We start from the raw sequence: 19,694 nt of genomic DNA, 5'->3' as shown, positions 1-19,694 counted from the left end.
CTACAGCAGGGCGTGCAGCAGCGCGAACTCGCGCGCGGTCAGGACCTCGCGCACGCCGTTGACGATCACGTCGCGCGTGGTCAGGTCGAGCTGGAGCGCCGCGGTGCCGATCACCGAGTGCGCCGCGCCGTCGCGGCGCCGCACCACGGCGCGCATGCGCGCCAGCAACTCGCGCAGCTCGAACGGCTTGAGCAGGTAGTCGTCGGCGCCGAGGTCGAGGGTCTGGATGCGGTCGTCGAGCCCGTCGCGCGCGGTGAGCACCAGCACCGGCGTGGCGTCGCCGCGCTTGCGCGCGCGGCGCAGGACTTCGGTGCCGTCTTCCTGGGGCAGACCGAGGTCGAGCAGCACGCAGGTGTAGCCGCCGTCGGCCAGGGCGCTGTGCGCCAGCACGCCGTCGCGCACCCAGTCGACCGACCATCCGGCGTTGTCGAGCGCATGCACGAGGCTGCGGCCGATCATTTCGTCGTCTTCCACGAGCAAGGCGCGCACAGGATCTCTCCTTGAGTCCGACACACAATCGCGGGTGAGGCTACGCCTGATTTCTTAGTCCCGCATGAGCGCGTCTTGCTGCACCGCAACAGAATTGGTCAGGTGGTCTTCAGTGAGCGCGCGCAGGATGACCGCTCCGTCACACATCGTTTCAGGAGCACCCCGAATGAATTCTGCCCTCAAGACATGGCTGGTCGCGGCCGGCCTTCTGGGCGCGCTCGGCGCCCAGGCCCAGCAGCTTCCGGCAAGCGCGCCGGCAGGAAGCACCGTCCAGTGCAAGGATGGGAGCTTTGCCTCGCCCGACACCAAGTCGGGCGCCTGCCGTGGTCACAAGGGCATCGAGACCTGGTACGGAAAGGCCGACGCCAAGGCGGCCGCAGCGCCCGCTGCGGCTGCGGCGCCGGCGGCCCAGACCCAGTCGGCGGCCGTCAACAAGACCGGCGTCGCCCCCAGCACCAGCGCAGCCACCAAGGCGCCCGCCAAGGCCGATCCTTCGACGATGGCCGCAGCGCCCGGTGGCGGCGCCGGCAAGGTCTGGGCCAACAGCGAGACCAAGGTCTACCACTGCATGGGCGACCGCTACTATGGCAAGACCAAGAAGGGCGAGTACCTGAGCGAAGCGGACGCCAAGGCCAAGGGGATGCACGCGTCGCACAACAAGGCATGTGGTTGAGCTCACCCCAAGTTGGCTCACTTCGTGTAGCCGCCCACCCCCTCGCCGGGGGCGATACCAGCGGCCCGGCAAAGCCGGTTCCGCGGTATTCCTGGTATTCCTGGAACTGGACGACGCGGCGGCCTAGAAGCGCTCGTTGAGCCCGAGGTAGCGCCACTGCCCGACCGGCAGGTTGCCCAGCACCACGTGGCCGATGCGGATGCGCTTCAGGCCCACGACCTTGAGCCCGACCTGCTCGCACATGCGGCGGATCTGGCGCTTCTTGCCTTCGGTCAGCACGAAGCGCAGCTGCTCGGGGTTCTGCCAGTCGACCTTGGCCGGCTTCAGTGGCTGGCCGTCCAGGCTCAGGCCGTGGCGCAGCCGGGCCAGTTCCTCGCGCGGAAAAGCGGCTTGCGAGTTCTGCGCCACCGGGCCGTAGGAGACCCGCACCAGGTATTCCTTCTCGATGCCCGAGTCCTCGCCGATCAGCTGACGCGCCACGCGGCCATCCTGCGTCAGCACCAGCAGGCCGACCGAGTCGATGTCGAGCCGGCCGGCGGGCGCCAGGCCGCGAAGCTGCGGCGGCGAGAAGCGGTTGCGGCTCGGGTCCTCGCGCCAGTGGGTGCGCGGGTTGATCAGCACGATCGCCGGCTCGTGGCCGTCCTCGGCCTGGCCGCTGACGTAGCCCATCGGCTTGTGCAGCAGGATCGTGACCTGCTGCTGTTGCTGGTTCTGCGCCTTCTTGTCGACTTCGATGCGGTCGGCGGGCAGCACCTTGACACCCATTTCGGCCACCTGGCCATTGACCTTGACCCAGCCCTGGGCGATCCAGTCGTCGGCCTCGCGGCGCGAACACAGGCCCAGCTCGGCCATGCGCTTGTTGAGACGGGAGGGTGCGGGGATATCGGGCATGGGGACGTCTGGCTGGGGTTCGGATCGCGCTTCCCGCGGAAACGGCAGGCTCGGCGGAGCATTCTCCGCCATTCGCGCGCTCCGGGCGGACCGGCGACAGCGCCCTCGGCGCCGTGCGTTTTTCACGCAAGCCGCGGCTGTTGCAATCGGGCGCGCCGCGGCGTGATTTCCTTGCTGTGCGGGCGCGCATCGGGTGCGTACAACCGGTCCCATGAACTGAGCAAGGGGCACGCCATGGACACCGATGCCATCGCACTGATCGTCGACGAACCGATCGCCGGCCATTTTTACTGGGTGCTGCAGAAGCAGGACGGCGGCGACTGCCGGCCGATCGACGCCGCCGAGGGCCCGATGCCCACCTACGGCGCGGCCATGATGGCCGGGATCGCGGCGCTGCAGCGGCGCGCCGATGCGCGCGGGCCCGACGCGCGCGACATCCCGATCGTCACCGCCTACGTGGACCCGCGAGAGGATTTCGGGCCGCCCGCGATCCACTGACGCGGCTCGAACTCTCGGTTCGAGACGGCGGGCATCTCCAATCGCGAGCCCTGGGCACCTCTCGTTGGGGCACACTCCCGGCGCATGTGCGCCGCACCGCGGTGCCCGAACGACGAGACTCCCCGATGATCCGAAAGCTGCTCACCATCGCCGCCCTGGCGCTGGCATTCACCGCCGCGCAGGCCCAGCCCTACCCCGCCAAGCCGATCCGCCTGATCGTGCCCTTCCCGCCCGGAGGCGGCACCGACATCCTGTCGCGGCTGGTCGCCAACAAGCTCACGGAGACCAGCAAGTGGACCGTGGTGCCCGACAACCGCGCCGGTGCCGGCGGCACCATCGGCATTGCCGAGGCGGTGCGTGCGGCGCCCACCGGCTACGACATGGTGATGGGCCAGAAGGACAACATGGTGGTCGCGCCCTGGCTCTACAAGAACCTCAGCTACGACCCGACCAAGGACCTGACGGCCGTGGCGCACGTGGCCTACACGCCGGTGGTGATCGTCACCCGCAGCGAGTCGAAGTTCAAGACGCTGGCCGACGTCGTCGCCGCCGCGCGCGCGGCACCCGACTCGATCACCTACGGCTCGCCCGGCAACGGCACCACCATCCACCTGGCCGGCGAGATCTTCAAGACCGCCGCCGGCATCAAGATGCGCCACGTGCCCTACAAGGGCTCCAACGCCGCGATGATGGACGTGCTGGCCGGCAACGTCGACCTGATGGTGTCGTCGCTGCCTTCGGCCATGGGGCAGATCAAGTCGGGCAAGCTGCGGCCGCTGGCCGTGACCTCGGCGCGCCGCAGCAGCTCGCTGCCCGAGGTGCCCACGGTGGCCGAGCTGGGCTACAAGGACTTCGACGTCAGCACCTGGTATGGCCTCTTCATGCCCGCGGGCACGCCGAAGGACATCGTCGCCACCGTCAACGCCGAGGTCAACAAGCTGCTCGCGACCCCCGAAATGAAGGCCGCGATCGTGGCCCAGGGCGCCGAGCCGCAGGCGATGACACCGGAACAGCTCGAAGCCCTGCTCAAGAACGACTACCAGAAGTGGCGCGGCATCGTGCAGGCCTCTGGAGCAGTGATCGAGTAAACCCCCAGGTTGGCTCACTGCGTGTAGCCGCCCACCCCCTTGCAGGGGGCAACACCAGCGGCCCGGCGAAGCCGGTTCCGCGGTGGCACTCTTGCTCGCCCCCAGGTTGGGCTCACTGCGTGTAGCCCGCCCACCCCCTGCCGGGGGCAACACCAGCGGCCCGGCGAAGCCGGTTCCGCGGTGTTTCACCAACAGGCCTGGCTGCGCCGGCCGGGTGCGGTCAGTCTCGGATATCGGCCACTGGATTGCTGCCGAAATCGGGGCGCTCCAGGTACTTGAGGATCTTGGCGGCGGCTGATGCGGGCGTGTCCAGCAGGCCATCGGCCTTGAGCTTCTCGAAGCGCACGCGGTCCGGGAACATGTCGGCCTCGCTCCCGCGCAGGGCGACCTGCATGTCGGTGTCGATGATGCCGGGCGCCAGCGACACGATGCGCGCGCCGCGGGTCGCCGCCTTCTCTTCGAGCGCCACGGCGCGCGAGAAGTGGTCCATGCCGGCCTTGGCCGCGCAATAGGGCGCCTGGCTGCCCATCGCGTTGCGGCCCAGGCCGGACGAGATATTGAGCACCTTGCGGTCGGCGCGCCAGGTCTTGGTCGCGCCAAGGAAAGCGGACGCCAGCAGCATGGGCGCCTCCAGCCCGACGCGCAGCGCCTGCGCGAGCTCGCCCGCCACCGCCTCCGACAGCGGGCGCGGGCGGCCGACCGTGCCGGCGTTGTTGATCAGGGTGGCGCTGTCGAAGGCGCCTGCCTCGAGGCCTTGCAGCCAGGCGGCCAGCCGCGCCGCGGCCGGCACCGGATCGGAGAGGTCCAGTTGCCACTGTTCGAGTTCGGCGCCGGCTTCGCGGGCGCGGGCGGCGAGCTGCTCGTCGCTCCGGCGGGAAATGCACAGCAGGCGCTGGCCCGGTTGCAGCAACTGCTCGGCCATGGCGCGGCCCAGACCGCGGGAAGCGCCGGTGATGATGGTGAGGCGGGATGAAGTCATGGTGGTTTCGTGGATTTTCGTGAGCTAAGGCGCGCCGGCGGCTGTTGCGCCCTTCCCGGCCCTTCCAATGGTATCGGCGGCTGACTAGAATCGGCCCGCCTCCACACCCTCCCGGTCATGCCCACCTACTACCAAGCGGCAAGCGAGCCGAGCCACTTCGCCAAGCGCTTCGGTCTCGCCTGCAGTCCGGAGGCCTCGCTGATCCGCCCGGGCCAGCAGGGTTGGTTCGTGCGGCGCCCTCGCGCCGACGGCACGGCAAAGCACCCCTTGGCCCGCTGCGAGATCGCCCCCGGGCGCTGGGGCCTGATCCCCCTGTTCAGCAAGGACGGCCAGGATCTCCACACCCACGAGGCGCGCAGCGAGACCGCCTTCGCCGAGCGCAATTTCTACCAGCCCTGGAAGCGCGGCCATCGCTGCGTGATCCTCGCCGATGCCGTGTTTCAGTCCGGCGACAGCGACGACTCGACCGTGCGCGTGTCGCGCATCGACGGCCAGCCGCTCGCACTGGCCGGCCTCTGGAACGGCTGGCGCTCGCCGGCCGGCGAGTGCGTCGAGAGCTTCGCGCTCCTGACCTTCGGCTTGCCGGACCATCCGCAACAGCAGCGCCGCACCGCCATCCTGCGGGATGCCTGGATCGACGACTGGCTGCATTGCCCGGTGGAGGAAACCACGGCCTACCTGCGCCCCTACATCGACGAGAAGCTGGCGCGGGACACGCTGCCGGTCGACGTCGCGAGCTAGTCCGCCAAGCGCAGCGCCTCGATCAGTCCGGCGATGTTGCCGACCTCGAGCTTCTCGTAGATCGCCTGGATCTGGTTGCGCACGGTGGCCGGCGAACGGGTCAGCGTCTGCGCGATCTCCTTGTGGGTGTCGCCCTTGGCAATCAGCTTGGCGATGGTGAACTCGCGTGCGGTCARGCCGTCGGCGCGGCAGCGCGGCCGGGCCTTGAGGAACAGCAGCTGCTGTTCGATGCGCGCGTCCACCACCAGCGCACGGCCGCGAAAGCGCTCACCGTTCTGCTGGAAATGGGCCGACAGCTCGGCCGGCAGCCGGCGCTCCTGCCAATCGTCCCATTCCTCGCCCGCGAGCGCCGCGAAGCGCGCATCGGCGTGGTAGACGACGCCGCGCAGATCGGCGATCGCGCTGCCGCGGGCCACTGCGCCCGGCTCCACCGGACTGAGGCGCTCCAGGTGCATCTTGCGGTTGATCGCCAGCGCCTCCATCACGTGCGGCGCCAGCAGTTCGAGCCGGGCGATCTCCTCGGGCGTGTAGCCGGCATCGCGGTTGGCCCGATAGAGCAGGATCCAGTGGGCGAATCGGGTCGACGGGTCGATGACCGTGGTGGCCAGCATGTTCTCGATCTCGAATCGCCGCATGACGTCGCGGATCTCGCGCTGGCCAGGCTCGCAGAACCAGCGATCGAGGCTGAAGCCGCGCGTCGCCCGCGGCTGGGCGAACATGCCCGCGACCGCCGTGTCCAGGTGCTTCACCGGCTCGTAGGCCGTCAGCATGTCGGGCGATTTGTTGTGCAGGTGCACGGTGTGGATATCGGGTCCGTCCTGCGAGGGGGCCGCAGTGCCCCATAGCGAGGAGTCGAAAGGCAGCACCCCCTTGACGAGATCGAGCGCCGCATCCTGGAAGTCGGCGATCGGCAGCTCCTGGGCCATGCGGTAGAGCCGCAGGAGCAATTGGCTGTAGCGCTGCAATTCGTCAAGTGTTGCCATCTGTGCGTGTTGTTGTGGTTGGAAATATCGCGGGTGGATTGTCCATGCCGGCCGGCAGGCACGCTCGGGCGGGGCTACGGCACGCCCATCCCTGCGGTCCCGCTCGCGCGCAGCGCCGCCAGGTCGAGCACGCGCAGCCCGCCATACTCGACCCGGATGGCGCCCTGCGCCTGCAGCGTGCGCAAGGCCTCGTTGACCCGCTGGCGCGACAGCCCGATCAGGTAGGCCAGCTCCTGCTGCGTGATGCGCAGCAGCTCGCCCACGCCGGGAAACAGCACCGGGTTGAACAGCGCCGCGAGATTGCGCGCCACGCGCGCGTCGGGGTCGTTGAGGCGATCGGTCTCGCGCGCCGCGATGAACTGGGCCAGCCGCTCGTTGAGCTGGTTCATCACGAAGCGGTTGAAGCCGATCGAGTGGTCGAGCAGCCAGTGGAAATCGTCGATCGGCAAGCCCGCCACCACGCTGTGCCGCAGCGCCTGGACGTTGTAGCGGTAGGGCTCGCGCTTGAGCACCGTGCCCTCGCCGAACCAGCCGCCCGGCGGCAGGCCGCTGTACGTCATCGAGGTGCCGTCGGCGTTGTCGTTGCTCATCTTGAGCAGGCCCGCGACGACGCCGAACCAGTAGGTCGGCGGCCGGCCGATGCGGCAGACGAGATCGCCCGGCTCGGCATCGCTGACCACCACGGCCGCCTCGGCGCGGCGGCGCTCGGCGGGCGTGAGCGCGTTCATCCAGGGGATGTTGTCGAGCTCGCCGCCGCTGGCCGGACGCACCCGGTCACGGATCGAGGAAGTGCCGCTGTCAGTGCCGACATGCATCGGGAAACTCCGGAGAGTGTTGTCCCTAGGATTGTCGTTGAAACGACAAGCTGGCGTCAAAGTTGGTCCTAAAGTCCGCCCATCGTGCAGACCACCGCCACCACTTTTCCTCGCCTTCTGCTGAGCCATGCCGCGCAGCAGCCCAACGCACCCGCCGTGCGCGAGAAGGATCTCGGCATCTGGCAGACCTGGAGTTGGGGGGCCGCGGCGCGCGAGGTGCGCGAGCTGGCCTGCGGCCTCGCCAGCCTGGGCTTCAAGGCCGGCGACAACCTCGCGATCATCGGCGCCAACCGGCCGCATCTCTACCTCGCGGTGGTCGCGGCGCAGTGCCTGCGCGGCGTGCCGGTGCCGCTCTACCAGGACGCGGTGGCGGCCGAGATGGTCTTCATGCTGCAGGACGCCGCGGTCGAGTTCGTGATCGCCGAGGACCAGGAGCAGGTCGACAAGCTGCTCGAGTGCCGCGAAGCCGCGCCGGCGATCCGCCACATCGTCTATGACGATCCGCGCGGCCTGCGCCACTACAACCAGCCGGGCGTCCTGGGCTACGCGCAGCTGTGCGAACTGGGCCGGGCCTGGGACGCGGCGCATCCGGGCTTCTTCGAGCAGAGCGTGGCGAGCGGCGAGCCCGGCGACGTTGCCGTGATCCTCTACACCTCGGGCACCACCGGGCGGCCCAAGGGCGTGTGCCAGACCCATGCGAGCTTCATCGCGGCGGGGCGTGGCGGCGTCGAGACCGACAAGCTGGGCCCCGGCGACAACATCATGAGCTACCTGCCGATGGCCTGGGTCGGCGACCACCTGTTCTCGGTGGCGCAATGGCTGGTGGGCGGCTTCACCCTCAACTGTCCCGAGTCGGCCGAGACCGTGATGAACGACATGCGCGAGATCGGGCCGAGCTACTACTTCGGCCCGCCGCGCACCTTCGAGGGCCTGCTGACGGCCGTGTCGATCCGCATGGAGGACGCCGCCGCGCCCAAGCGCTGGCTGTACGCGAAATTCATGGCACTGGCGCGGCGCGTGGGCGCCGACATCCTCAACGGCGCGCCGGTCGGCTTCGGCGACCGCGTGCTGTACGGTCTCGGCAACCTGATGGTCTACGGGCCGCTGCGCAACGTGCTGGGCATGAGCCGCATTCGCGTGGCCTACACCGCGGGCGCGGCGATCGGCCCCGACCTGTTCCGCTTCTATCGCTCGATCGGCGTCAACCTGAAGCAGTTCTACGGCCAGACCGAAACCTGCGCCTACGTCTGCCTGCAGCAGGACGGCAAGGTCAAGCTGCAGACCGTGGGCAGCGCGGCGCCCGGCATCGAGCTGCGGATCGCCGACGACGGCGAGGTGCTGGTGCGCGGCGTGTCGGTGCTGAAGGAATACTACAAGCGGCCCGACGCGACCGCCGAGGTGCTCGATGCCGACGGCTACTTCCACACCGGCGACGCCGGCGTGCTCGATGCCGAAGGGCACCTGCGCATCATCGACCGGGCCAAGGACGTGGGCCGGATGCGCGGCGGCGCGATGTTCGCGCCCAACTACATCGAGAACAAGCTCAAGTTCTTCCCGCAGATCAAGGAAGCGGTGTGCTTCGGCGACCAGCGCCAGGAAGTCTGCGCCTTCATCAACATCGACTTCGAGGCGGTGGGCAACTGGGCCGAGCGGCGCGGACTGGCCTACGGCGGCTACGTCGACCTCGCGGGCAAGCCCGAGGTGCTGACGCTGGTGGCCGAGTGCATCGCCCAGGTCAACGCCGACCTGGCGAGCGAGGAAGGCATGGACGACACGCAGATCGCGCGCTTCCTGGTGCTGCACAAGGAACTCGACCCGGACGACGACGAACTCACGCGCACACRCAAGGTGCGGCGCGGCTTCATCGCCGACAAGTATGCGGTGCTGGTCGAGGCGCTGTATGCCGGCAAGACGGAGCAGTTCATCCAGACGCAGGTCAAATTCGAGGACGGCCGCACCGGCGCGGTCAGCGCGACCTTGAAGATCGTCGAGGCCAAGCGCTTCCCCCCCATGAAGGCAGCGGCATGAGCAGCAGGAAAGTCGGCGAGGTCATCCTCGACGTGCAGAACATTTCCCTGAGCTTCGGCGGCGTGAAGGCGCTGACCGACATCAGCTTCGACGTCCGCGAGCACGAGGTGCGCGCGATCATCGGGCCCAACGGCGCCGGCAAGAGCTCGATGCTCAACTGCATCAACGGCGTCTACCAGCCGCAGCAGGGCCAGATCACTTTCCGCGGCCAGCACTTCAAGCACATGAACTCGCGCCAGGTGGCCGAGATGGGCGTGGCGCGCACCTTCCAGAATCTGGCGCTGTTCAAGGGCATGAGCGTGCTCGACAACATCATGACCGGGCGCAACCTCAAGATGAAGAGCGGACTGCTGGCCCAGGCGCTGCGCTGGGGGCCGGCTCAGCGCGAGGAGATCGCGCAGCGCGAGTTCGTCGAACGCATCATCGACTTCCTCGAGATCCAGCTGCATCGCAAGACGCCCGTGGGCCGCCTTCCCTACGGCCTGCAGAAGCGCGTCGACCTCGGCCGCGCGCTGGCGATGGAGCCGCAGGTGCTGCTGCTCGACGAGCCGATGGCCGGCATGAACGTGGAGGAAAAGCAGGACATGAGCCGCTTCATCCTCGACGTCAACGACGAGTTCGGCACCACCATCGTGCTGATCGAGCACGACATGGGCGTGGTGATGGACATCTCGGACCGCGTGGTGGTGCTGGACTACGGCAAGAAGATCGGCGACGGCACGCCCGACGAGGTTCGCAACAACGAGGACGTGATCCGAGCCTATCTCGGGACGGAACACTGATGGGCTTTTTTCTCGAAACACTGTTCGGCGGCCTGATGGCCGGCATGCTCTACGCCCTGGTGGCGATCGGCTTCGTGCTGATCTTCAAGGCCTCGGGCGTCTTCAACTTCGCGCAGGGCGCGATGGTGCTGTTCGCGGCGCTCACGATGGCGCGCTTCGCCGAATGGATCCCGCGCTGGACCGGCCTCGAGAACATGCTGCTGGTCAATCTTCTGGCGGCCTGCGTGGCGGCCGCGGCGATGGTCGTCGTGGCCTGGCTGGTCGAGCGGCTGGTGCTGCGCCACCTGGTGAACCAGGAAGGCATCACGCTGCTGATGGCGACGCTGGGCATCAGCTACTTCCTCGACGGCGCCGGCCAGTTGCTGTTCGGCAGCAGCACCTACAAGATCGACGTCGGCATGCCGAAGGACCCGATGATCGTGCTCGAAAACACCTTCCAGGGCGGCCTGCTGCTGAGCAAGGAAGACCTCTACGCCGCGGGCATGGCGGCGGTGCTGGTGGTGCTGCTGTCGCTGYTCTTCCAGAAGACCAAGACCRGCCGGGCCCTGCGCGCAGTGGCCGACGACCACCAGGCCGCGCAGTCGATCGGCATTCCGCTGTCGCGCATCTGGGTGATCGTGTGGTCGGTCGGCGGCCTGGTCGCGCTGGTGGCCGGGATCATCTGGGGCTCCAAGCTCGGCGTGCAGTATTCGATCTCGCTGGTGGCGCTCAAGGCCTTCCCGGTGGTGATCCTCGGCGGCYTGACCTCGGTGCCGGGCGCCATTCTCGGCGGGCTGATCATCGGCGTCGGCGAGAAGCTGTCCGAGATCTACATCGGGCCGATGGTCGGCGGCGGGATCGAGAACTGGTTCGCCTACGTGCTGGCATTGGCTTTCCTGCTGGTCCGCCCGCAGGGTTTGTTCGGCGACAAGATCATCGACCGCGTCTAGGGCTTCAAGAACATGTTCTATCGCGAAAACGGTCAGTTCAAGACCAGCTACCAAAGCGACCTGCAGATCTTCCCGGTCGCGCAGGACCGCATCGCGCTCGCGCTGTTTGCGCTGGTGGCTTTCGTCGCCGTGCCGATGCTGGCCAGCGACTACCTGTTCCGGGCCGTGCTGGTGCCCTTCCTGATCCTGTCGCTGGCGGCCATCGGGCTCAACGTGCTGGTCGGCTACTGCGGACAGATCTCGCTCGGCACCGGGGCCTTCATGGCGGTCGGAGCCTATGCGGCCTACAACCTGAACGTGCGCATCGAGGGCATGCCCCTGCTGCTGTCGCTGATCGGCGGCGGGCTCTGCGCGATGGTCTTCGGCATCCTGTTCGGCATTCCGAGCCTGCGCATCCGAGGGCTCTATCTGGCAGTGGCGACGCTGGCGGCGCAGTTCTTCGTCGACTGGTTCACCAACCGCGTGGCCTGGGTCACGAACGGCTCCTCTTCGGGCTCCGTCAGCATCTCGGCCCTGAGCCTGTTCGGCCTTCCGCTCGACACGCCGGCGCGCAAGTACCTGCTGTGCCTCTCGCTGCTGGTGCTGCTCGGCCTGATGGCCAAGAACCTGGTGCGCGGCGCCATCGGCCGCGAATGGATGGCGATGCGCGACATGGACGTGGCGGCCGCGGTGATCGGCATCCGCCCGGTCTACGCCAAGCTCAGCGCCTTCGCGGTGAGCTCCTTCATCGTCGGCGTCGCCGGCGCGCTGTGGGGATTCGTGCACCTGGGGTCCTGGGAGCCGGCGGCCTTCGGCATCGACAAGTCCTTCCAGCTGCTGTTCATGGTGATCATCGGCGGGCTCGGATCGATCGTCGGCGCGGTGTTCGGCGCCGCCTTCATCGTGCTCCTGCCGCTGTTTCTGAACCTGGTGCCGCACTGGCTCGGCCTGTCGATCTCGACCGGCACCGCCTCCTTTCTCGAACACATGATCTTCGGCGCGCTGATCGTCTTCTTCCTGATCGTCGAGCCGCATGGCCTGGCGCAGCTGTGGTCCACCGCACGGCAGAAGCTGCGCCTGTGGCCCTTCCCCCATTGACCGCATCGATTCCGCACCCCGTCCATTCAACAACAGGAGACAACGCATGAAGTTCCAGTCCATTGCCCTCGCGGCGGCCATCGCGGCTGCCGGGCTGTCGTCCGCGATGCTGCCGACGCCCGCCCAGGCCCAGGCGGCGGGCGAGCAGTTCATTCCGCTCTTGGTCTACCGCACCGGCCAGTTCGCGCCGCTGGGCATCCCCTGGGCCGACGGCAAGCAGGACTACCTGAAGCTGGTGAATGCGCGCGACGGCGGCGTCAACGGCGTCAAGCTGGCGTACGAGGAATGCGAGACCGCCTACGACGCCGCCAAGGGCGTCGAATGCTACGACCGGCTGAAGGCCAAGGGCACCGGCGCCTCGGGCTTCGACCCCCAATCGACCGGCATCACCTTCGCGGTCACCGACAAGGCCTTCAACGACAAGGTCTCGATCGAGACCATGGGCTACGGGCTCTCGCAGTCGGTCGACGGCACGGTGTTCGAATGGAACTTCCCGCTGCTGGGCACCTACTGGACCGCCACCGACGTGATCCTGCAGGACATCGCCAAGAAGGAGAAGGGCACCCTCAAGGGCAAGAAGATCGCGCTGGTCTACCACGACTCGCCGTACGGCAAGGAGCCGATCCTGCTGCTGCAGAAGCTGGCGGCGCAGGACGGCTTCGAGCTGGCGTTGTTCCCGGTCACGCCGCCCGGCGTCGAGCAGAAGTCGACCTGGCTGCAGATCCGCCAGCAAAAGCCCGACTACGTGCTGTTCTGGAGCGCGGGCGTGATGACGCCGGCCGGCATCCGCGAGGCCCAGGCCAGCGGCTTCCCGCGCGAGAAGATGTACTCGGTCTGGTGGGCCGGCTCCGACCATGACGTGAAGGACATCGGCGCGGGCGCCAAGGGCTACAACACGGTGACGATCCACAACAGCGCGTCGCGCGACAAGGTGCACGACGACCTGAAGAAGTTCGTCTACGACAAGGGCCAGGGCTCGGCGCCGAGCACCAGCGAGATCGGCGTGATGGCGCACACCCGGGGCATGATGATCGCGATGCTGCAGGTCGAGGCGATCCGCGCCGCGCAGGAGAAATTCGGCAAGGGCAAGGCGCTGACGTCCGAGCAGGTGCGCTGGGGCTACGAGAACCTCGACCTCACGGCCGACAAGCTCAAGGCGCTCGGCTTCGGCGAGATCATGCGGCCGGTCAAGACCTCCTGCAGCAACCACATGGGCACCGACTGGGCCCGCGTCGCGCAATGGGACGGATCGAAGTGGGCGGTGCAGCCCGACTGGTACCAGGCACGCAAGGCCAACCTCGACCCGCTGGTGGCGGAGTACTCGGCCAAGTACGCCAAAGACAAGAACATCAAGCCGCGTTCCTGTTCATGACCACCCCCGTTGCTTGCTCACTTCGTGTAGGCGCCTCCCCCCTCGAGGGGGCAACACCAGCGGCCCGGCAAAGCCGGTTCCGCGGTGTTCCCCGAACGGGCATCGCTTCGCTTGCCGTCCTCAAGCCTTCATGATCTCCGGACCACGTCATCCATGACCAGCGTCACCGCATCCACCCCTTCCGCAGCGCCGCCGCTGCTGGACGTCAATGGCATCGAGGTCATCTACAACCATGTGATCCTGGTGCTCAAGGGCGTCTCGCTCACGGTCCCCGAGGGCGGCATCGTCGCGCTGCTGGGCGGCAACGGCGCCGGCAAGACGACCACGCTGCGCGCCGTATCGAATCTGCTGGCGGGCGAACGCGGTGCGGTGACCAAGGGCACGATCCAGCTGCGCGGCGAGCGCATCGAGGCGCTCTCGCCCGCGGAGCTGGTGAAGCGCGGCCTGGTCCAGGTGATGGAGGGGCGCCACTGCTTCGCCCACCTGACGATCGAGGACAACCTGATGACCGGCGCCTACACGCGCAGCGACGGCAAGGCCGCGATCGCGCAGACGCTGGAAAAGGTCTACGCCTACTTTCCGCGCCTGAAGACGCGGCGCACCTCGCAGGCGGCCTACACCTCGGGCGGCGAGCAGCAGATGTGCGCCATCGGCCGCGCGCTGATGGCGAACCCGAACATGGTGCTGCTCGACGAGCCCTCCATGGGGCTGGCGCCGCAGATCGTCGACGAGGTGTTCGGCATCGTGAAGGACCTGAACGAGAAGGAAGGCGTGACTTTCCTGCTGGCCGAGCAGAACACCAACATGGCGCTGCGCTATGCCGACTACGGCTACATCCTGGAGAACGGCCGCATCGTGATGGACGGTGAGGCGAAGAGCCTGCGCGAGAACGAGGACGTCAAGGAGTTCTACCTCGGCGTCGGCGGCGCGGACCGCAAGAGCTTCCGCGACGTGAAGAGCTACAAGCGCAGAAAGCGGTGGCTGGCATGAATGTGGCTCGCCACGAATGGGGCAGTGACTTGTTGGATGGGAGCCAACGGCGATGACCGACTACTACGACGCGCTCGAAGCGCGCGACCCCGAGGAGCGCGAGCGCGACCTGCTCTCGGCGCTGCCGAAGCAGATCCTTCAGGCACAGACGGCGACCGCGGCCTTCGCGAAGATCCTCGACGGCGTGAAGCCGGCCGAGATCACGAGCCGTGCGGCGCTGGCGAAGCTGCCGGTGACGCGCAAGTCCGAACTGCTGGCACTGCAGAAGGAGCGCCGCGCGAGCGACCCCTTCGGCGGCTTCTCGGCGATCCGCTTCGGGTCGCGCATGACGCGCGTGTTCGCGAGCCCCGGCACGATCTATGAACCCGAGGGCGAGGCGAGAGACTACTGGCGTACCGCGCGCGCGCTGTACGCGGCGGGCTTCCGCGGCGGCGAGTTGGTGCACAACAGCTTCAGCTACCACATGACCCCCGCCGGCTCGATCATGGAAAGCGGCGCGCACGCGCTCGGCTGCACCGTGTTCGCGGGCGGCACCGGGCAGACCGAGCAGCAGGTGGAGGCGATCGCCGAACTGCGGCCCGCGGGCTACATCGGCACGCCGAGCTTCCTGAAGATCCTGATCGAGAAAGCGGCCGAGAAGAACCTCGCCCTGCCCTCGCTCACCAAGGCGCTGGTGTCGGGCGAGGCCTTCCCGCCCAGCCTGCGCGACTGGATCGCCGAGCGGGGCGTGGCCGGYATGCAGTGCTACGCAAGCGCCGACCTGGGCCTCATCGCCTACGAGACCAGCGCCCGCGAAGGCCTGGTGCTCGACGAAGGCGTGGTCGTCGAGATCGTGCGGCCGGGCACCGGCGATCCGGTGCCGCAAGGAGAGGTCGGCGAAATCGTCGTCACCACCCTGAATCCCGACTACCCGCTGATCCGCTTCGGCACCGGCGATCTGTCCGCCGTGCTGCCCGGGCACTGCCCCACGGGCCGCACCAACGCACGCATCAAGGGCTGGCTCGGTCGGGCCGACCAGACCACCAAGGTGCGCGGCATGTTCGTTCATCCCGCCCAGGTGGCCGAGATCGCACGACGCTTTCCCGAAGTGCAGCGGGCGCGGCTGGTGGTCGAGGGCGAGATGGCCGACGACCGCATGACGCTGAAGGTCGAGTGCCCTGCGGCCCCCGAAGGCCTGGCCGGGCGCATCGCCGAGGCGATCCGCGACGTCACCAAGCTGCGCGGCACCGTCGAGTTCGTGGCGCCCGGCAGCCTGCCGAACGACGGCAAGGTGATCGAAGACGCGCGCAGCTACCAATAAGAGGGCAAAGGTGGCAAGCTGCCAGCAGGAGCACCGATATGACCATCCATGACCTGTACCAGCAGAAACTGGCGCCCGCCGCCGAGGCGATCCGCCACGTGCGCGACGGCGACCTGATCATCGTCCCCACCGGGGTCGGCGAGCCGCCCGCGCTGCTCACCGCCCTGTCCGAGCAGCGGCTCGACTTCCAGGACGTCAAGGTGGCGCAGATCCTCGCGATGCGCAAGTACGCCTACATCGACCCGACCACCACGCAGCACGTCCGCCACGTCGCGCTGTTCTTCGGCGGCGCGACCCGCGCGGGCGGGCAGGAAGGCTGGATCGACTTCATTCCGAACTACTTCTCGGAGATCCCGGCGCAGATCGAGCGCGGCCAGATTCCCGCCGACGTGGTCTTCAGCATGGCCTCGCCGATGGACGCCCATGGCTACTTCGCGCTCAGCCTGGGGGCCGACTACACCATGGCGGCCGTCGCCCGGGCACGCGCGGTGGTGCTCGAGGTGAATCCCAACGTGCCCTTCACGTACGGCAACTGCCACGTCCACATCTCGCAGGTCGCGGCGCTGGTCGAAAGCAGCGACCCCGTGCTCGAGGTCGGACTGCCGACGATCGGCCCCGTGCAGCAAGCCATCGGCAAGCATGTCGCCGACCTGATCGACGACGGCTCGACGTTGCAGATCGGCTACGGCGGCATCCCCGACGCCGTGGTCATGCAACTCACGGAAAAGCGCGACCTCGGCATCCACACCGAGATGCTCGGCGACGGCATCCTGAAGCTGATCGAATCGGGCGCCGTCACCAACCGCCGCAAGAACTACCTGCCCGGCAAGACGGTGGCCACCTTCGCGCTCGGTTCGAACAAGCTGTACCGTTTCATGGACCGCAATCCGGGGGTGGAGATCCACCCGGTCGACTTCACCAACGACCCGTCGCAGGCGGGCCGCAACGACAAGCTGATCGCCATCAACGCCACGCTGCAGATCGACCTGCTGGGGCAGTGCGGCTCGGAAAGCCTGGGCCATGCGCCCTTCTCCGGCACCGGCGGCCAGTCCGACTTCGTTCGCGCCGCCAACCGTTCGCGCGGCGGCAAGGCCTTCATCGTGCTGCCCTCGACCGCCAAGGGCGACACCGTCTCGCGGATCGTCCCCTCGCTCTCGCCCGGCACCCATGTCAGCACGAGCAAGAACGACATCAACTACGTCGTCACGGAATACGGCATCGCCCAGCTGCGCGGCAAGTCGGCCAAGCAGCGGGCGCAGGAACTGATCGCGATCGCCCATCCGGACTTCCGCGCCGAACTGACCGAACAGGCCAGGCGTTCGAAGCTGCTTTGAGGCTCGGGACCACGCGGAGGCCGTGGCCCCGGCGCAGGTTCAGCGACGATCGCCGGAGATGTAGTGCTGCAGCTGCTCGATGATGAAGGTCTGCTCTGAAATGATGCTCTTGACCAGATCCCCGATCGAGATCAGTCCGACCAGCTTGCCGTTGTCGATGACCGGCAGGTGGCGGATGCGGCTCTGGGTCATCAGCGCCATGCAGTCCTCCGTGGTCTGGTCCGGCCGCACGTAGATCACGGCCGGCGTCATGACATCGCGCAACGGCGTGTCCCTGGACGAACGGGCCAGCAGCACGACCTTGCGCGCGTAGTCGCGCTCGGTCACCATGCCGACGATCCGCTCGCCCTCCATCACGAGAAGCGCGCCGACGTTCTTCTCCGCCATCAACGCGACCGCTTCGAACACAGTTGCCGAAGGCGCGATCGAATACACGGTCGCATCGCCCTTGGACATGAGAATTTCCGCCACAGTTTTCATGTGTGTATTCTGCGCGGGCCGGGCAGCCGCCACAAGCCGGCGCGAGATACCCGCGCCGGCCGCAACAACATCGAAACACCCTCAGGCCGGGCCGGGAAGGCGCCCGACCCCCTCGACCAGCAGCGGCAGAATTTCTTCCGCCTTGCCGTGCAGCACCGCGGTCGCCGAATGGTCGAGCGCCAGCGGCTCGGCGTTGAGCGTGATGAGCTGGCCGCCGTTCACCAGCGCCTGCTGCGGAAGATCCGCGGCGGGGTAGACCACCGCCGTGCTGCCGACCAGCAGGAAGACGTCCGATTCCTGCGCGGCGATCTGGGCGTCGAGCAGCACTCCCTTGTTCAGCATCTCGCCGAACATCACCACGTCCGGACGCGCGCGCCGGCCGCAGCGGATGCAGCGTTGGAAGAGCCAGGGGCCGCGACGGTTGCCGCAGTGGTCGCAGCGCCAGCGCCGAAGCGAGCCGTGCAACTCGAGCACGTCGGCGGCGCCTGCGCGGGTCAGGAGGCCGTCCACGTTCTGGGTCACGAGCCGGGTCGAGGGCCGCAGCCGCTGCAGCTGCGCCAGCGCGAGATGCCCGGGATTGGGCCGTGCCTCCTCGACCGCAAGAAGGCGCTGGGCCCAGAAGCGGGTGAAGCCCGCGGGGTCCCGCTCCAGATCCTCCGCATGGGAGAAGCGCACCGCCTCCTGGCTCATCCAGAGGCCGTCGGCATCGCGGTAGGTCGGAATGCCGGAGGCCTTGGACAGGCCGGCCCCCGAGAAAACCACGATGCGCCGGGCCGAACGCAGCAGTTCGCCGGCGAGCTCGAGCGCGATGCCTTCAGTCATTCGAGCCGCGGTCCATCTACTTGTCGAGCCCCGCCAGGCAGACGTACTTGATCTCGAGGAAGTCGTCGAGGCCGTACTTCGAGCCCTCGCGGCCCAGGCCCGATTGCTTGACCCCGCCGAAGGGCGCCTCGGCGGTCGAGATCAGGCCGGTGTTGACGCCGACGATGCCGCATTCGAGCGCCTCGGCGACGCGCATGATGCGGCCGATGTCTCGGCTGTAGAAGTAGGAGGCGAGCCCGAATTCGGTGGCGTTGGCCAGCGCGATCGCCTCGTCCTCGGTGTCGAAGGCGAAGACCGGCGCCAGCGGTCCGAAGGTCTCCTCGCGCGCCACCAGCATGTCGGCGGTGGCGCCGCCGATCACGGTCGGCTGGTAGAAGCGGCCGCCCAGCGCATGGCGCTTGCCGCCGGCCAGCACCTGGCCGCCCTTGGCGAGCGCGTCGGCCACGTGCTCCTCGATCTTGGCTACCGCCTTGTCGTCGATCAGCGGCCCCTGCGTGACGCCCGGCTCGGTGCCGTCGCCGACCTTGAGTGCGTTCACCTTGGCAACCAGCTTCCGCGTGAAGGTCTCCAGCACGCCGCGCTGCACGTAGATGCGGTTGGCGCAGACGCAGGTCTGGCCGGTGTTGCGGTACTTGGAGACCATCGCGCCCTCGACCGCGGCGTCGACGTCGGCATCGTCGAAGACGATGAAGGGCGCATTGCCGCCGAGCTCCAGCGAGAGCTTCTTGATCGTGTCGGCCGACTGCTTCATCAGCGTGCGGCCGACCTCGGTCGAGCCGGTGAACGTGAGCTTGCGCACGATCGGGCTGCGCGTCATCTCGCCGCCGATCTTCGAGGCCGAGCCGGTCAGCACCGACAACAGCCCCTTGGGCACGCCCGCGCGGTCGGCCAGGTCGGCGAAGGCCAGCGCCGAGAACGGCGTCTGGGTCGCCGGCTTGACCACCATCGCGCAACCGGCGGCCAGCGCCGGGCCGGCCTTGCGCGTCAGCATCGCGGTCGGGAAGTTCCAGGGCGTGATCGCCGCCGTGACCCCGACCGGCTGCTTGAGCGCCAGGATGCGGCGGTCGGACTGCGGCGCGGGGATGGTGTCGCCGTACACCCGGCGCGCCTCCTCGGCGAACCATTCGATGAACGACGCCGCGTAGGCGATCTCGCCCTTGCTCTCGGCCAGCGGCTTGCCCTGCTCGGTGGTCATGATCAGCGCCAGGTCGTCCTGGTTGGCGAGCATCAGGTCGTTGAGCTTGCGCAGGATGGCCGAGCGCTCCTTGGCCGGGCGCCTGGCCCAGGCGCGCTGCGCGACTTCGGCGGCGGCGATGGCGCGCACGGTCTCGGCGGTGCCGCACATCGGCACGCTGCCGATGTCCTGGCCGTTGGCAGGATTGCTCACGGGAATGGTCTGGCGGTCGTCCGCATCGACCCATTC

20 protein-coding genes are annotated in these 19,694 nt (G+C 68.1%); 12 read left to right on the top strand and 8 right to left on the bottom strand.

The window, feature by feature from the left end; all coding sequences use genetic code 11:
- Entirely contained in the window at nucleotides 1-489 is a 489-nt protein-coding gene (locus AC1D2K_RS10075) for a response regulator (RefSeq protein WP_478088462.1), read from the bottom strand.
- Between the two features lie 166 nt (nucleotides 490-655).
- Here AC1D2K_RS10075 and AC1D2K_RS10070 point away from each other — a divergent pair, with 166 nt between their 5' ends.
- Entirely contained in the window at nucleotides 656-1,162 is a 507-nt protein-coding gene (locus AC1D2K_RS10070) for a DUF3761 domain-containing protein (RefSeq protein WP_478088460.1), read from the top strand.
- A gap of 123 nt (nucleotides 1,163-1,285) precedes the next feature.
- Here AC1D2K_RS10070 and AC1D2K_RS10065 read toward each other — a convergent pair whose 3' ends face one another.
- A complete protein-coding gene (locus AC1D2K_RS10065; protein ID WP_478088459.1) occupies nucleotides 1,286-2,053 on the bottom strand; it encodes a pseudouridine synthase in 768 nt (255 codons plus the stop codon).
- A gap of 234 nt (nucleotides 2,054-2,287) precedes the next feature.
- Between AC1D2K_RS10065 and AC1D2K_RS10060 the strand changes: the two genes are divergently transcribed.
- A complete protein-coding gene (locus tag AC1D2K_RS10060) occupies nucleotides 2,288-2,551 on the top strand; it encodes a hypothetical protein (RefSeq protein WP_478088457.1) in 264 nt (87 codons plus the stop codon).
- Nucleotides 2,552-2,676: 125 nt separating this feature from the next.
- Nucleotides 2,677-3,639, top strand: a complete 963-nt coding sequence (locus AC1D2K_RS10055; RefSeq protein WP_478088456.1) for a Bug family tripartite tricarboxylate transporter substrate binding protein — start codon at nucleotides 2,677-2,679, stop codon at nucleotides 3,637-3,639.
- A 220-nt stretch (nucleotides 3,640-3,859) separates the two neighbouring features.
- Here the strand turns inward: AC1D2K_RS10055 and AC1D2K_RS10050 are convergent, their stop codons facing one another.
- Entirely contained in the window at nucleotides 3,860-4,618 is a 759-nt protein-coding gene (locus AC1D2K_RS10050; RefSeq protein WP_478088455.1) for an SDR family NAD(P)-dependent oxidoreductase, read from the bottom strand.
- A gap of 117 nt (nucleotides 4,619-4,735) precedes the next feature.
- Here AC1D2K_RS10050 and AC1D2K_RS10045 point away from each other — a divergent pair, with 117 nt between their 5' ends.
- Nucleotides 4,736-5,359, top strand: coding sequence for an SOS response-associated peptidase family protein (locus AC1D2K_RS10045; protein WP_478088453.1), 624 nt, complete (start codon nucleotides 4,736-4,738; stop codon nucleotides 5,357-5,359).
- Here the strand turns inward: AC1D2K_RS10045 and AC1D2K_RS10040 are convergent.
- A complete protein-coding gene (locus AC1D2K_RS10040) occupies nucleotides 5,356-6,342 on the bottom strand; it encodes a helix-turn-helix transcriptional regulator (protein ID WP_478088451.1) in 987 nt (328 codons plus the stop codon). The two genes, AC1D2K_RS10045 and AC1D2K_RS10040, sit on opposite strands and share 4 nt — an antisense overlap.
- Before the next feature lie 74 nt (nucleotides 6,343-6,416).
- Nucleotides 6,417-7,157: a Crp/Fnr family transcriptional regulator gene (locus AC1D2K_RS10035; RefSeq protein WP_478088449.1), complete on the bottom strand. Its 741-nt coding sequence runs from the start codon at nucleotides 7,155-7,157 to the stop codon at nucleotides 6,417-6,419.
- An 84-nt stretch (nucleotides 7,158-7,241) separates the two neighbouring features.
- On the opposite strand from AC1D2K_RS10035, the gene AC1D2K_RS10030 reads away from it, so the two are divergent.
- The 8 genes from AC1D2K_RS10030 (at nucleotide 7,242) to AC1D2K_RS09995 (ending at nucleotide 16,969) form a co-directional block, all read left to right on the top strand.
- Nucleotides 7,242-9,185 (top strand): AMP-dependent synthetase/ligase, encoded by a 1,944-nt coding sequence (locus tag AC1D2K_RS10030; protein WP_478088447.1) that lies wholly within the window; start codon nucleotides 7,242-7,244, stop codon nucleotides 9,183-9,185.
- Nucleotides 9,182-9,967 carry an ABC transporter ATP-binding protein gene (locus tag AC1D2K_RS10025; protein ID WP_478088445.1) on the top strand — a complete coding sequence of 262 codons (786 nt, stop codon included), beginning with the start codon at nucleotides 9,182-9,184 and terminating at the stop codon, nucleotides 9,965-9,967. The genes AC1D2K_RS10030 and AC1D2K_RS10025 overlap by 4 nt, the downstream gene beginning before the upstream one ends.
- On the top strand, nucleotides 9,967-10,896 hold the full coding sequence (locus AC1D2K_RS10020; RefSeq protein WP_478088443.1) for a branched-chain amino acid ABC transporter permease: 930 nt from the start codon (nucleotides 9,967-9,969) through the stop codon (nucleotides 10,894-10,896). The genes AC1D2K_RS10025 and AC1D2K_RS10020 overlap by 1 nt, the downstream gene beginning before the upstream one ends.
- Before the next feature lie 12 nt (nucleotides 10,897-10,908).
- Nucleotides 10,909-11,973 carry a branched-chain amino acid ABC transporter permease gene (locus tag AC1D2K_RS10015; protein ID WP_478088441.1) on the top strand — a complete coding sequence of 355 codons (1,065 nt, stop codon included), beginning with the start codon at nucleotides 10,909-10,911 and terminating at the stop codon, nucleotides 11,971-11,973.
- Between the two features lie 46 nt (nucleotides 11,974-12,019).
- Complete coding sequence (locus AC1D2K_RS10010) at nucleotides 12,020-13,345, top strand: ABC transporter substrate-binding protein (protein ID WP_478088439.1); 1,326 nt, start codon at nucleotides 12,020-12,022, stop codon at nucleotides 13,343-13,345.
- 153 nt (nucleotides 13,346-13,498) lie between these two features.
- Nucleotides 13,499-14,335, top strand: coding sequence for an ABC transporter ATP-binding protein (locus AC1D2K_RS10005; protein ID WP_478088437.1), 837 nt, complete (start codon nucleotides 13,499-13,501; stop codon nucleotides 14,333-14,335).
- Nucleotides 14,336-14,387: 52 nt separating this feature from the next.
- Complete coding sequence (locus AC1D2K_RS10000) at nucleotides 14,388-15,635, top strand: phenylacetate--CoA ligase family protein (RefSeq protein ID WP_478088436.1); 1,248 nt, start codon at nucleotides 14,388-14,390, stop codon at nucleotides 15,633-15,635.
- 38 nt (nucleotides 15,636-15,673) lie between these two features.
- Nucleotides 15,674-16,969, top strand: coding sequence for an acetyl-CoA hydrolase/transferase family protein (locus AC1D2K_RS09995; protein WP_478088434.1), 1,296 nt, complete (start codon nucleotides 15,674-15,676; stop codon nucleotides 16,967-16,969).
- Between the two features lie 39 nt (nucleotides 16,970-17,008).
- Here AC1D2K_RS09995 and AC1D2K_RS09990 read toward each other — a convergent pair whose 3' ends face one another.
- The 3 genes from AC1D2K_RS09990 to AC1D2K_RS09980 all read right to left on the bottom strand — a co-directional run.
- Nucleotides 17,009-17,449: a CBS domain-containing protein gene (locus AC1D2K_RS09990; RefSeq protein WP_478088432.1), complete on the bottom strand. Its 441-nt coding sequence runs from the start codon at nucleotides 17,447-17,449 to the stop codon at nucleotides 17,009-17,011.
- An 81-nt stretch (nucleotides 17,450-17,530) separates the two neighbouring features.
- Nucleotides 17,531-18,271: an SIR2 family NAD-dependent protein deacylase gene (locus tag AC1D2K_RS09985; RefSeq protein ID WP_478088430.1), complete on the bottom strand. Its 741-nt coding sequence runs from the start codon at nucleotides 18,269-18,271 to the stop codon at nucleotides 17,531-17,533.
- Between the two features lie 16 nt (nucleotides 18,272-18,287).
- The coding region (locus AC1D2K_RS09980) for an NAD-dependent succinate-semialdehyde dehydrogenase (RefSeq protein ID WP_478088428.1) at nucleotides 18,288-19,694 on the bottom strand (1,407 nt) is incomplete at its 5' end.

This window comes from Variovorax sp. P1_H12_2 (genome assembly GCF_056405335.1).
The sequence above is the reverse complement of the archived record's forward strand: the minus strand, read 5'-3'. Positions and strand labels throughout refer to the sequence as shown.

Bases quoted from the DNA above. Each gene is read 5' to 3' on its own strand.
- AC1D2K_RS10065 (WP_478088459.1), bottom strand. From the start codon at position 2,053: ATGCCCGATATCCCCGCACCCTCCCGTCTCAACAAGCGCATGGCCGAG.
- AC1D2K_RS10010 (WP_478088439.1), top strand. From the start codon at position 12,020: ATGAAGTTCCAGTCCATTGCCCTCGCGGCGGCCATCGCGGCTGCCGGG.
- AC1D2K_RS10025 (WP_478088445.1), top strand. From the start codon at position 9,182: ATGAGCAGCAGGAAAGTCGGCGAGGTCATCCTCGACGTGCAGAACATT.
- AC1D2K_RS10050 (WP_478088455.1), bottom strand. From the start codon at position 4,618: ATGACTTCATCCCGCCTCACCATCATCACCGGCGCTTCCCGCGGTCTG.
- AC1D2K_RS10045 (WP_478088453.1), top strand. From the start codon at position 4,736: ATGCCCACCTACTACCAAGCGGCAAGCGAGCCGAGCCACTTCGCCAAG.
- AC1D2K_RS10070 (WP_478088460.1), top strand. From the start codon at position 656: ATGAATTCTGCCCTCAAGACATGGCTGGTCGCGGCCGGCCTTCTGGGC.
- AC1D2K_RS10035 (WP_478088449.1), bottom strand. From the start codon at position 7,157: ATGCATGTCGGCACTGACAGCGGCACTTCCTCGATCCGTGACCGGGTG.
- AC1D2K_RS10060 (WP_478088457.1), top strand. From the start codon at position 2,288: ATGGACACCGATGCCATCGCACTGATCGTCGACGAACCGATCGCCGGC.
- AC1D2K_RS09990 (WP_478088432.1), bottom strand. From the start codon at position 17,449: ATGAAAACTGTGGCGGAAATTCTCATGTCCAAGGGCGATGCGACCGTG.
- AC1D2K_RS09985 (WP_478088430.1), bottom strand. From the start codon at position 18,271: ATGACTGAAGGCATCGCGCTCGAGCTCGCCGGCGAACTGCTGCGTTCG.
- AC1D2K_RS10015 (WP_478088441.1), top strand. From the start codon at position 10,909: ATGTTCTATCGCGAAAACGGTCAGTTCAAGACCAGCTACCAAAGCGAC.
- AC1D2K_RS10055 (WP_478088456.1), top strand. From the start codon at position 2,677: ATGATCCGAAAGCTGCTCACCATCGCCGCCCTGGCGCTGGCATTCACC.
- AC1D2K_RS09995 (WP_478088434.1), top strand. From the start codon at position 15,674: ATGACCATCCATGACCTGTACCAGCAGAAACTGGCGCCCGCCGCCGAG.
- AC1D2K_RS10005 (WP_478088437.1), top strand. From the start codon at position 13,499: ATGACCAGCGTCACCGCATCCACCCCTTCCGCAGCGCCGCCGCTGCTG.